Origin of the sequence: Paractinoplanes toevensis (assembly GCF_018332695.1) — a bacterium.
GTDB classification, from domain to species: Bacteria; Actinomycetota; Actinomycetes; order Mycobacteriales; family Micromonosporaceae; genus Actinoplanes; species Actinoplanes toevensis.
In genome coordinates, this window is sequence record NZ_BOQN01000125.1 from 26,226 (window position 1) to 38,092 (window position 11,867).

Annotated in this window: 12 protein-coding genes; all 12 read right to left on the minus strand. The window is 70.8% G+C overall.

Annotated features, from left to right (window positions below; all coding sequences use genetic code 11):
• Nucleotides 1–575: 575 nt before the first annotated feature.
• The gene (locus tag Ato02nite_RS42560) at nt 576–2,180 is read right to left on the minus strand and encodes a gamma-glutamyltransferase (protein WP_213012403.1); all 1,605 of its coding nucleotides are present in this window, start codon (nt 2,178–2,180) and stop codon (nt 576–578) included.
• Nucleotides 2,180–2,815: a cyclase family protein gene (locus Ato02nite_RS42565; RefSeq protein ID WP_213012404.1), complete on the minus strand. Its 636-nt coding sequence runs from the start codon at nt 2,813–2,815 to the stop codon at nt 2,180–2,182. Before Ato02nite_RS42565 ends, Ato02nite_RS42560 begins: the two co-directional genes overlap by 1 nt.
• Before the next feature lie 15 nt (nt 2,816–2,830).
• A complete protein-coding gene (locus Ato02nite_RS42570) occupies nt 2,831–3,604 on the minus strand; it encodes a creatininase family protein (RefSeq protein WP_213012405.1) in 774 nt (257 codons plus the stop codon).
• 20 nt (nt 3,605–3,624) lie between these two features.
• On the minus strand, nt 3,625–4,062 hold the full coding sequence (locus tag Ato02nite_RS42575) for a cytidine/deoxycytidylate deaminase family protein (RefSeq protein ID WP_213012406.1): 438 nt from the start codon (nt 4,060–4,062) through the stop codon (nt 3,625–3,627).
• Entirely contained in the window at nt 4,059–4,823 is a 765-nt protein-coding gene (locus Ato02nite_RS42580; RefSeq protein WP_213012407.1) for an amidohydrolase family protein, read from the minus strand. The genes Ato02nite_RS42575 and Ato02nite_RS42580 overlap by 4 nt, the downstream gene beginning before the upstream one ends.
• Entirely contained in the window at nt 4,820–5,794 is a 975-nt protein-coding gene (locus Ato02nite_RS42585) for an ABC transporter ATP-binding protein (protein WP_213012408.1), read from the minus strand. The genes Ato02nite_RS42580 and Ato02nite_RS42585 overlap by 4 nt, the downstream gene beginning before the upstream one ends.
• Nucleotides 5,791–6,792 carry an ABC transporter ATP-binding protein gene (locus Ato02nite_RS42590; RefSeq protein ID WP_213012409.1) on the minus strand — a complete coding sequence of 334 codons (1,002 nt, stop codon included), beginning with the start codon at nt 6,790–6,792 and terminating at the stop codon, nt 5,791–5,793. The genes Ato02nite_RS42585 and Ato02nite_RS42590 overlap by 4 nt, the downstream gene beginning before the upstream one ends.
• Nucleotides 6,789–7,460 carry an alpha/beta fold hydrolase gene (locus Ato02nite_RS42595; RefSeq protein ID WP_213012410.1) on the minus strand — a complete coding sequence of 224 codons (672 nt, stop codon included), beginning with the start codon at nt 7,458–7,460 and terminating at the stop codon, nt 6,789–6,791. Before Ato02nite_RS42595 ends, Ato02nite_RS42590 begins: the two co-directional genes overlap by 4 nt.
• Before the next feature lies 1 nt (nt 7,461).
• Nucleotides 7,462–8,487 carry an ABC transporter permease gene (locus tag Ato02nite_RS42600; RefSeq protein ID WP_213012411.1) on the minus strand — a complete coding sequence of 342 codons (1,026 nt, stop codon included), beginning with the start codon at nt 8,485–8,487 and terminating at the stop codon, nt 7,462–7,464.
• The gene (locus tag Ato02nite_RS42605; RefSeq protein WP_213012412.1) at nt 8,484–9,347 is read right to left on the minus strand and encodes an ABC transporter permease; all 864 of its coding nucleotides are present in this window, start codon (nt 9,345–9,347) and stop codon (nt 8,484–8,486) included. The genes Ato02nite_RS42600 and Ato02nite_RS42605 overlap by 4 nt, the downstream gene beginning before the upstream one ends.
• Nucleotides 9,340–10,971, minus strand: a complete 1,632-nt coding sequence (locus Ato02nite_RS42610) for an ABC transporter substrate-binding protein (protein ID WP_213012413.1) — start codon at nt 10,969–10,971, stop codon at nt 9,340–9,342. The genes Ato02nite_RS42605 and Ato02nite_RS42610 overlap by 8 nt, the downstream gene beginning before the upstream one ends.
• Before the next feature lie 140 nt (nt 10,972–11,111).
• On the minus strand, nt 11,112–11,867 hold a 756-nt coding region (locus tag Ato02nite_RS42615; RefSeq protein WP_498371292.1), incomplete at its 5' end, for a copper amine oxidase.

The following is an 11,867-nucleotide window of genomic DNA, read 5'->3' on the forward strand; positions in this document are numbered from 1 at the left end:
CGACCCCGATGCTCTTCAGCCCAGCCCAGCCCAGCCCAGCCCAGCCCAGCCCAGCCCAGCCCAGACCGCCCGGCCCAGCCGAGACCGCCCGGCCCACCCGACCCGGCCCGGCTCACCCAGCTCGGCTCACCCGGCCTGGCTCACCCGGCCTGGCCCACCCAGCTCGGCTCACCCAGCTCGGCTCACCCGGCCTGGCTCACCCGGCCCGGCCCGGCCCACCCGGCTCAGCTCAGCTCAGCGTGGCCGTGGGTCTTGCTGCTGCTTGATGTGCGCCAAGCCCGTTTCCGCCGCCCCGGCCCAGATCTTGCGGACTTGCTGCTCGGTCCGCACAGGAACTCGACGAGGTCGGGCGGAATCGGGAACTGAGGGGACGGAAATAAGCGGCATGTCGTTTTCGTCGGGCGGGGCCGGCTCATGATGTGGACGCGTTGTCCATAAGGCGGGACCTGCGCCACGATGCGGGAGTCAGGCCCGGGATCCGAGACGGGGGACCACTATCCGGGAGGTGGGGGGGCATCGCCGGCGGCGGAGGTGCCACGAATTCCGCTGCACGGGGTGGTGCCCGAAGCGCTCCCTCATGGGAGGACGGCGGCCAGGCCGTCGGCGCGGGGATCACTGGCTGCGGTCAGCACCCCAGCGCTGAGCCGCGCCATCTGCACGTGCCCGGCGTCGTCGTGTGGCCCGGCGGTGTACTCCACCGCCAGCCCGAGCCCACGCCCGATTTCCGCGAGCCTCGCCGCATCTGGTGTCCCCGGCTCCAGGAGCAGGGTCGGTGCCTCGCGGTCGATCTCCCGCGCGCCGATGATCCAACGTGGCCGGGCCAGCACCCCGGCCGGATCCGCGGTGCCGAACGCGTCCGCCGCGACCTGGGCGAGGATCCACGGCTGGGATCGTCCACCCTGGCAGCCCAGCGCCAGCACGGTGTCTCCGCCGACGGCCAGGGTCGGGCAGAGGGTGTGCGGCGGCCGGACTCCACCGGCCAGGCGTCCCGGATGGTCCGGGTCGAGGCTGAACGACGAACCTCGGTTGTGCAGCACGATGCCGGTATCCGGTTCGAGGATCCCGGATCCGAAGCTCTGGAAGACGCTCTGGATCAGCGTGACCGCCGTGCCGTCGTCGTCCACGGCGGTGACGGCCACGGTGTCCCCGGCCGGTTTCGGCCCGTCGGCGTCGACACCGGCCGAGACCGGCCTGCGCAACATCAGCCCGTCCAGGTCGACCGGCCCGGTGCGCGGGTCGCCGAGCAGCGCGTCGCGGGCGAACTGCGCACGCCGGGCGTCGGTGAGCAGGTCGCCCGACCCGGCGATGCCGAGGAACGTCGCCCCCTGCACCGGCGGCGGAGCGGCCAACCAGGTCACGCCACCGGTTCCGGTGCCGGTACCAGCTGCGGTGCCGATACGAGCGAAGGTGCCGGTACCAGCGGCGGGCTCGGTGTCAGTGGCGATCCTGGTACCAGCCGCGACCCGGGTATCAGCGACGGCGACGACGCTGAGCGGCGTGGTGACCTCGGCGCGGTGGGCGGCGAAGTCGGCGACCGACAAGGGGCTGCCGAAGGCGTTCAGGCCGGCGACCAACCGGTGGCCGAGGTGGCCGCGATAGAAGGACCGCCAGTTGGTGGCGATCGCGTCGAGGGTGGCGGCGAGCCGTGGCTGCGCCAGGGTGTCGCGCGGTTGGCCGGCGTCGTCCAGGAGCAGTCCGCGCAGGCCCGGGTCGGCTCGAATGCCGTCGAGCCGGCCCAGGATCGCCCGGTGCAGGCCGGGACTGACCGGCACGCCGTCGGCGGCGAGGGCGCGGGCCGGTGCGAGCAACGCGGCGAGCGGAAGCCGGGCGCCCAGCTCCGCGATCGCCGCCCAGCCTGCGACGACACCGGGCACGGTGACGGTCTGCGGCCCGGCGAACGGCATCCGCGGCCCGGCGGCCCGCAACCCAGTCACATCGACGTTCGCAGCGGCGGCCCCGATGGAGAGCACCGCTACCGCCCCGCCGGCCGAGCCCGCCGAAGCCGGGGCGGGGCGGACTATGGCTACCAGGTCGCCGCCGACTGAGCACTGGTGTGGGTAGGCGACGGTCAGGGCTGCGGCGGCGGCCAGGGCCGCGTCGAAGGCGTTGCCGCCGGCCGCTACCACCGTGCGGGCCGCCTCGATGGCGGCCGGGTGGGGGGCCGCTACCGCTACGGCCATCAGGCGTCTCGCTCGATCAGGATGGCTCGGGCGAACGAGCCGTCCGCGTCGACCAGTTTGGCCGGTAGGCAGACCAGCTCGTAGGGGCCGGGCGGCACCGCGTCCAGGTCGGCGTTCTCCAGGATGATCAGACCAGCACCCAGCAGCACGTGGTGAGCATCCCACGTCTCGGTGCGGGTGTGGCTCTCGATGGTCAGGTAATCGATGCCGATCAACTCCACGCCCTGGTCGATCAGCCACCGCGCGGCGTCGGGGGAGAGGCCCACCCAGGTCGGCGCCCGATCGGGCTCCTTCAGCGGGCCGGCCGAGTTGCTCGTCTTGAGCAGCACCCGTCGTTGCCCGGCCACCCCGGCCGCCGCCAGGTCGGCGACGGTGATGTCGCCGGTCACCGCGGTGAGGTCGGCGACCAGCGCCGGGCCGACCAGCGAGTGCAGGTCGAGTTTGTCGACGGGGGTGGCGCCGTCGACGAAGTGGGCCGGTGCGTCCACGTGGGTGCCGGTGTGGGCGCCCAGCCGCCAGCGGGTGACGTTGGAGGCGTCGCCGTTGGCCAGGGACTCGACGATCTCGACCTCCGGCTTGCGGCCCCAGTGCAGCATCTCGGGATGGATCGGGAGGGTGATGTCGAAGATCTCCACGAGGGGAGGTCCTTTCTAGTTCGGGCGGTGGGCGGAGGACGGCCAGGGCTCGCGGGCGGCGGCGGCGACGGCCCGGGCGGTGGTTTGCACGCAGCGTTCGAACTCGGATCTGCCGTGCTCGGCGTTCGCCTGGGCCACGTCGCGGCCCCACACGCCGGTCTCGCTGACCTGGTCCATCCGGTAGTCCCAGAACGAGTCGACGTCGATGTGCGAGGTGGCCCGGTCCATCCGGACCAGGTCGGGGCGCAGGTGCAGCATCACCGAGGTCTCGAAGAAGTTGGCGTGCATCAGGCCGCGGCCGAACTGGACCCGGCCGTTGACCTCGGGGCCGGGGTACATGGTGACGTAGCCGATCGCCCGGATGCGCGAATCCTTGTGGCGCACCCGCAGCTTCTCGGCCGAGACGTCGAGCGCTCCGTTGTTCCAGATGTGGCCGTTGAGCAGCACGAACTGCCGTACACCGGAGGCGTGCAGCGAGTCGAGCACGTCCTCCATGGTGGCGATCAGCGTTTCCGGGCGCAGCGCGATGGTGCCGGCGAAGTCGCCGTGCGAGCCGGACACGCCGTAGGTGATCGGCGGGATCACCGGGATGCCGGTGAGCGCCGAGACCTGGTCGGCGACGGCCTGGCAGATCACGGTGTCCACGTTGAGCGGGAGGTGCGGGCCGTGTTGTTCGACCGCGCCGACCGGGATGATCACCGTGTCGGCGCTGGCGACCGTGTCGCGGGCCTCCGGCCAGGTCAGCTCGTCCCAGCGCACCGGCCGGCCGTCGCCACCGAGATTCTCCATCGAAGCCTCCAAGGGAAAGGTCACCAGACCCGCCGCGATTTCGACGGCAGCAGGTCGAGAGCGGGAACCGCGATCACCTCGTCGGTGTCGGGCACGGTCAGCCAGACCGTCGCGGCCGGGCTGTAGTCGCTGATCAGTTCCCGGCACACCCCGCACGGCGCGATGATCCGGAACCGGTCGGCCGGTTTGATCTGCACGGACACCACGCTGGCCACCTGGCCGAGGGCGACGCCCGCGGCGCGGGCGGCCCCGAGAGCAACCCCCTCGGCGCAGATCGAGCTGCGCCGGCAGGAGCCTTCGACGTGTACGCCGAGGTGCACCGACCCGTCCGTGGCCCGCAGCGCGGTGGCCACCTCGTGCCGCCCGGCCAGGAACACCCGGCCGAGCAGCTCCTCGGCCCGGCGCAGCAGCTGGAGGTCAGCGGCCGGCATGGTGGCCGCGACCGGCTCGATGCTCATGCGGGCAGCCCCAGGAGCCGGGCCATGTTGCCGCCCTCGACCAGGGCCCGGTCGGCCTCGTCGGGAACGGCCTTGGCGATCTTCATGCGTTCCAGGTCGAAGTCGGAGCCCGGCCATTCGCTGCCGAGCAGGATCTGCGACGGGCCGAGCCGGGCGTACGCCCGTTTCACGTCGCTCATCAGCGTGGCCGAGGTCTCCAGGTAGATGTGCGGGTTGCGCTCGGCCACGATGATCGCCTCGGGCACGTTCCAGACCGCACCCATGTGCGCGATGATCGTCGGCACCTCGGGGAAGCCCTTGGCGATCTCCTCGATCGCCAGTGGTGCGCAAAATGCGTCGTCGAGCGCGTTGATGAGCACGGGCAGGCCGAGTTCGGCGCAGCGGGCGAAGACCGGGTCGAGCAGGCCGTGGTCGGCGACGTGGTAGCCGTGCAGCGACGGGTGCAGCTTGAGGCCGGACAGCCCGAGGTCGCGCATCCGGGTGATCTCGTCGAGGGCGTCGTCGGCCTGCGGCATCACCTGGCCGAAGCCGAACAGCCGGTCGGGGTGCGCCTTGACCAGGCCGGCGATGAAGTCGTTCTCGATGCGCTGGGCGAGCGAGCAGACCATCGCCATGTCCACCCCGGCGGCGTCCATCCGGTCCAGGATCCGTTTCGGGTCGAACGGCGTGTAGGGCGGCGGCGCCTGCCCGGGCCGGGCCCCGGTGAGGTAGTCCGAGCGGCCCCGGACGTCCTGGGTGGTGTTGTACGCGTCGATGATCATTCGGAGCCTTTCAGGGGAATCAGCGGCAGGTGACAGCGGACCTGCCGACCGTCGGCCACTGTGCGCAACAAAGGTGCTTCGGTGCGGCATTTGTCCACCACGTACCGGCATCGGGTGTGAAACGTGCAGCCCGGCGGCGGGTCGGCGGGGTCGGGTAGTTCCCCGGAGAGCTCGATCCGCTCGCGCGAAGGAGAAAAAGACAGGGTCGGGACGCTGGAGAGCAGCGCCTCGCCGTACGGGTGGGCGGGACCGGCGAAGAAGTCATCGCGGGCGGCGATCTCGATGATCTCGCCCAGGTACATGACCGCGATCCGGTCCGCGATGTGCTTGACCACGCCCAGGTCGTGCGAGATGAACAGCATGGTCAGGCCGCGGTCGCGGATGAGGTCGGAGAGTAGGTTGATCACCTGGGCCTGGATGGACACGTCGAGCGCGGAGACCGGCTCGTCGGCGACCACGAAGCGCGGCGACGGGGCGAGCGCGCGGGCGATGCCGATGCGCTGCCGCTGGCCGCCGGAGAACTCGTGCGGTCGCCGGCCACCCGCCTCCCGGCCGAGCCCGACCTGGTCGAGCAGGTCGTCGACGACCTCGCGGGCGGCGGACGCCGAAAAACCGCGGGCCCGCAGCAGCGGCTCGGCGACGATGTCGGCGATCTTCCGGCGCGGGTTGAGCGAGCCGAACGGGTCCTGGAACACCATCTGCAGGTCGGCCCGGGTGCTGCGGAACAGCGTCCCGCGCATGGTGGTGATGTCCGCGCCGCGGTAGCGGATGCGGCCGCCGGTCGGCTCGGTGACCCGGACGGTGGCCCGGCCGAGCGTCGACTTGCCGCAGCCGGACTCGCCCACCAGGCCCAGCGTCTCGCCCTCGTAGATGGTCAGGTCGACGTCGCGGACCGCGCGGACCCGGCGCCCGGCCGAGCCGCCGAACTCGACCCGCAGCTTCTCCAGCTCGATCAGCGGGGTCGGCTTCACGCCGTCACCTCCAAGGCGTCCCGCGAGCGGTCGAGGACGCATCGATCGAGGTGCGCGCTGCCGCCGTACCGCTGCATCAATGGGGGGATCGCGTCGCCGCAGGCAGCGTGAGCGAACGCGCAGCGTGGGGCGAAGGCGCAGCCCGGCGGGCGGGCCACGCCGGTGAGCGGGCTTCCGGCGATGGCCGGAAGCCGCGCGACGGCCGGGCCGTCGACCCGGGGGACCGAATTGAGCAGACCCATGGTGTACGGGTGTTGCGGGTGGAAGAGCACCTCGTCGCGGGTGCCGCTCTCGACGATCCGGCCGGCGTACATGACGGCGACCCGGTCGGCGACCTCGGCGACCACCCCGAGATCGTGGGTGATCAGCACGATCGCCGTGCCGTGGTCGGCCTGCAGCCGCTTGAGCAGCCGCAGCACCTGCGACTGGATGGTCACGTCGAGCGCGGTGGTGGGTTCGTCGGCGATCAGCACGGCCGGGTCGTTGGCCAGCCCGATCGCGATCATCACGCGCTGCCGCATGCCGCCGGAGAGTTGGTGCGGGTAGGCCCGCGCGGCCTGGGCCGGGTTGCCGATGCCGACCTCGCCGAGCAACCCCGCGGCCCGCTCCCGGGCCTGCTTTTTCGGGATCTTCCGATGCGTACGGATCATCTCGGCGACCTGGTCGCCGACCCGTTGCGTGGGGTTGAGCGCGGCGAGCGCGTCCTGGAAGACCACCGCGATGTCCTTGCCGCGCACCGAGCGCAGCTCCTTCTCGCCCGCGGCGACCAGGTCGTGGCCGCCGAAGAGCACCTCGCCGCCGATGTGCGCGTGGGGCCCGCGGTTGAGCCCGACCAGGCTCATCGACAGCGCGGACTTGCCCGAGCCGGACTCGCCGACCAGGGCCAGGATCTCGCCGCGGCGCAGGCTGAGGTCGACACCGGCGACCGCGGGCAGCCGCCCGGCGGGCACGTCGAACTCGACGGTCAGCCCGCGGATCTCCAGCAGGGTCTCGGTCATAGTTCGCCCAGCGCCTGCTCGATCACCGTGAGCACGTCGGCCGGGCGTACCCGTGGGGTGAAGTGGCTGCCCGGCACCTCGCTGGTGATCGCGCCGGCCCGGGCCGCCATGTCCCGCTGGATCACCGTGGGCAGCGTCCTGTCCTCGGCGGCGACCAGGTACCAGGAGGGTTTGGTGCGCCAGGCGGGCACGCCGGTCGGTTCGCTGAAGATGCGGTTGTCGCTCGGCCGGGACTCGGCGTCCCAGATGGCGCGCTGGTCGACCGGCACGTCCCAGCCGATCTCGGCCCAGTACTCGTCGGTGTGCTCGGAGGCCCATTCGCCGTTCGGGCCACGACGCATGTATTTGGAGACCTCGGCCGGTGGGTAGCGCTCCACGATGCCGTTGACCGTCTCGCCCTCGTCGGGGGCGAACGCCGCGACGTAGACCAGCCCCTTGACCAGGTCGGATCGACCCGCGTTGGTGATCACCGCGCCGCCGTAGGAGTGGCCGACGAGCAGCACCGGCTCGTTCAGGGACGAGACCACGCCGAGGGTGTGTGCCACGTCGTCGGTCAGCGAGGTCATCGGGTTGGTGATCAGGCTGTGTTCCCGGCCGCCCAGCAGCGGGACCAGTTCCGACCAGGTGGTGGGGGTTCCGCCGGCGCCGTGGACGAGGACGATGTGCATGTCAGGCCTTCCTCAGACGCGGGTCGAGCGCCAGGTAGAGCAGGTCCACGAAGACGTTGACCAGGGTGAACAGCAGAGCGATGGCGAGCGCGGCACCCTGCACGATCGGGTAGTCGCGCTGCAGGATCCCGTTGACCAGCAGGTTGCCGACGCCGGGATAGGAGAAGACGGTCTCGGTGATCACCGAGCCGCCGAGCAGCGAGCCGAACTGCAGGCCGAGCACCGTGACGATCGGCAGCGACGAGTTGCGCAGCACGTGCCGGCGCAGGATCGCCGAAGGGGAGAGGCCCTTCATCCGGGCGGTGCGCACGAAGTCGTCGCCGAGCACCTCCAGCACCGAGGCCCGGACGATCCGGGTGATGAAGCCGGCCATCGACAGCGCCAGGGTGGTGGCCGGCAGGATCAGGTGCTCGAGCCAGGGCCAGATCAGCTCGGGCCGGTCCTGCAGGATCGCGTCGAGCAGGACGAAGTTGGTCAGTGGGTGGTAATCGAGCGCGTTCGGCAGCCGCCCGATGACCGGCAGCCAGCGCAACCAGACCCCGAAGACCACGATGCCGAGTACGCCGAGCGCGAACCACGGCAGCGAGAAGCTGACCGTGCCGATCGTGCGGGTGGCGGTGTCGATCCAGGTGCCCCGGCGCAGCGCGGCCAGGACGCCGGTGAACATGCCGATCAGTACGGCGATCAGCATCGCCGCCACGGTCAGCTCGATGGTGGCCGGCAGCGTGTCGCCGAGCAGGCCGGTGATGTCGTTGCCGCCGTAGAAGGAGCTGCCGAGGTCGAGGTGGACGATGTCGTTCAGGAAGCTGCCGTATTGCGAGAGCAGCGACTTGTCCAGGCCGAGGGCGGCGTTGATCTTCTCGGTGTCGGCGGTGATGTCGGCGGCGGTGGCCTGCCCGGAGGCGCCACCCGCGGCCAGGCCGGTGGCCGGCGAGCCGGGGAGCAGCCGGATGGCGGCGAAGACCATGGTGCTCAGCACCAGCAGTACGACCGGCACGGCGGCCAGGCGCTTGAGGACCAGCCTCATCGGTCCCCCCGGGGGTCGAGGGCGTCGCGCAGGTCGTCGCCGATGAAGTTGCAGGCCACCACGAAGATCAGGGTGGCCGCCGCGGGCAGCACGACCAGCCGCGGCGCGGTGTAGAGGAACTCCTGGCCGGCCTGCACCATGTATCCCCAGTCCGGTGTCGGAGGCTGGATGCCCAGCCCGAGGTAGGACAGGCCGGCGGCGAACCCGGCGGCGACCGACAGCGTCATCACCACCTGGGCGAGCATCGGCCCGGCCATGTTCGGCAGCACCTCCTGCACGAGGATGCGGGGCGCGCGGGTGCCGCCGAGCCGGGCGGCGAGCACGTAGTCGCGGCCGGCCTCGCGGGCGGCCAGGGCGCGGGCGAGCCGGCCCAGACCGGGCGCGAGCGCGGTGCCGATGCCGACCACCAGGCTGCCGACGCCGGGGTTCCAGGCCGAGACGATCAGGATGATCAGCAACATCGACGGGAACGCCAGCGCCAGGTCCATCAGGCGCATGAGCACCCATTCGACCTTGCCGCCGGCGTACCCGGCGATCATCCCGACCCCGATCCCGAGCACCGCGGCGAGCGCGGTGGAAAGAAAGGCGACCAGCAGCAGCGGCCGGGCGCCGTGCACCATCCGGGCCAGCTCGTCACGGCCGAGATCGTCGGTGCCGAGCGGGTGACCGGCCGCGCCGAGCGGCAGCAACGCGTCGGCGGTGTTGCGGGTCGGGTCGGCCGAGACCAGCAGCGGCCCGATCAGTGCGGTGAGCACGAAGAGCGCGACCACCAGCCACGACACCACCGCGATCGGGTCGCGCCCGAGCCTCCGCGCCGCGAACGCGGTGCGGAGGCCGGACGTGGTGGTCAGTTCAGACACTCGCGGTTTCCATGTAGCAGCGGTGGTTACCGAGTGCCTTCCAGTTCATGTTCTTCACCTTCGCGCCGCTGACCACCGGGTTGGAGGCGCAGACCAGCATCGAGAGGGTCATGTACTTGTCGGCCCATTCGCGGGCGATCTCGCTGTACCGGGCCTTGCGGGCGGTGGCGTCGGCGATGTTCTTCGCCTCGAACAGCATGTCGGCGTACGCCGCGGAGCCGTCCAGGGTGGTGAAGCCGGAGATGAAGTCGCCGTAGACGCCGGACGGCTTGGCCAGGGAGCCGATCATGTCGTCGGCGTCCGGGTAGTAGCCGTTGCGCTCCCAGATCATCAGGTCGTGGAATTTGTCGTCCGGGCTGAGCAACCGGTTGAAGTAGGTGGCCGGGTCCACCGAGTCGGTCTCCACCTTGAGCCCGATGTCGGTCAGGTTCTGCGCGATGAGCTGCGCGGCCTTCGGGTGCCAGCTGTCGCTGGCGGCCATCAGCCGTACGGTGCGCCCGGTCGCGCCGGCCGCCGCGATCAGGCGCTTGGCCTCGGCCACGTCGGTCTTGGAGAGGTCGGCCAGGGTCGCGTCGTACGCGTCCTGGTTCGGCGGGATGGTGTAGCCATCGGGCAGCACCGCGGCGCCGAAGAACGCCTGGGTGATCAGCGCCTGCCGGTCGATGGCCAGGTTGATCGCCTTGCGCACGTTCAGGTCGGTGATCCGGCGGACGTCCATCATCAGGAACGCGTCGAAGCTCTTCGGGGTGTCGTAGACGGTCACCGACTTGTCGCCCTTGAGCTGGTCCAGGGCCGAGTACGGGGTGAACTGGGTGGCCGAGATGTCGCCGGACAGCAGCGAGCTGACGATCGTCGACGGGTCGGTGACCTGCTGGAGCACCAGCCGGTCGATGGGCGGCTTGCCCTTGTGGAAGCCGTCGAACGCCTCCAGCGTGACGCTCTGCCCGGAGGTGGCCGAGGCGAACTTGAACGGGCCGGTGCCGACCAGGTTCTTGCCGATGTCGGCGCCGTACTTGGTCAGGGCGGCCTTGGAGATGATCCGGCCGCCGATGTCGGAGAGCCGGCCGAGCAGCGTGCGGTCCGGCTTCTTGAGCACCATCACCACGGTGTTCGCGTCCGGTGCGGTGATCGAGGTCAGGTTGTCACCGATCCCCTTCAACGGCCGGGACGACCCCTCGGGCAGGGTCTTGTCCTTGTCGTCGAACTGCCGGTTGAGGCTGGCCAGCACGTCGGCCGAGGTGAACGTGGTGCCGTCGTGGAAGGTGACGCCCTGGCGCAGCTTGAAGGTGTAGGTGAGCTGGTCGTCGGAGACGGTCCAGCTCTCGGCCAGGTCGGCGGCGGGCTCGTTGGTCTCGAAGGAGATGAAGGTCAGGCCGCGGCAGATGCAGTCGACGGCCATCCAGTCGCCGAGGGTGGTGTAGAAGGCGGGGTCGTTGATCGCGCTGGTGCCGTCGATGGCGAGGGTCAGGGTGCCCCCGCTGCGGGTGGTTCCGCCGGAGGCGTCGTCCTTCTCGGCGGCGACGCCGCAGGCGGCGAGCAGACCGGTGAGGCCGGCACCCATGCCGAGGATCGAAGCGCCGCGCAACAGTGTGCGGCGGGAGACTGCCTGGTTGCCGATGTCCATGGGGAGCACTCCAGGGGGTGTATTAAAGTCTGCCTATTTGGGATTTCATTCGATCGAGATTGGATCCAATTATCGCCGCCGCTCATCGCGGCCGTGTGTCCCGAATGTGAACGGATCTTTTCGGGAGCTGAGTAGGGGAGCTAGGAACGGGCGGGGTCGGGGATGTCCAGGGCCGGGTTGCGATCGAAGAAGCCGTCCGGTTCGAGCACCAGGTGGATCGCCTCCACCGGCATGACCGGCCACTGTTCCGGGCGGGGCAGGTGGTGCACGCCGAGCACCGGCCAGACCACCAGGGGCACGCCGTCGATCGAGCGCTCCTGCCGTTGCCAGACGTGCACGCCGTCCTCACCCGGCTCGGCGTGGTTCGGATACTGGCCGCCGATGAACTGCTCGTCCTCGGCGTACGGGGTGGCCCAGACGTGCTGGTGGATGAAGGGCGCGCGGCGCGACATCACCGACTCCGGCCGCCCGAAGCTGCGCGTGGTGTTCGGGATGACCAGCCGGTACGCGGTCGGGTCGCCGTACCGGTTGGTGCGCTCGGCGCTCTCGATCCGCCAGTGCCGGGCGGTGCTCGGGTCGTTGCGCATGCCGGTCTCCACGGCGAGCGGCTCGCGCACGTAGCGGACCGCGTTGCCGTAGGGATTGAGCGCCGGGTCGGTCTCTGCCTCGGCGTGCTCCTCGACCAGCCGGTTCAATGAACCGTCGATCGCGGTGTCCAGCCGGATGCCGAAGTAGTGCTGGTGGATCGGGGTCTGGACGAGCTCGGAGACCTTCCGCCCATGGGGTGCCTCGGCCCCGGACGAGATGCCGGAGGCGGACAGGATGCCGGTCAGCTTCACCTCCAGCTCGATCCGCCCGTCCTGGTAGAGCGTCCAGTAGAAGCCGTAGTCGTAGTT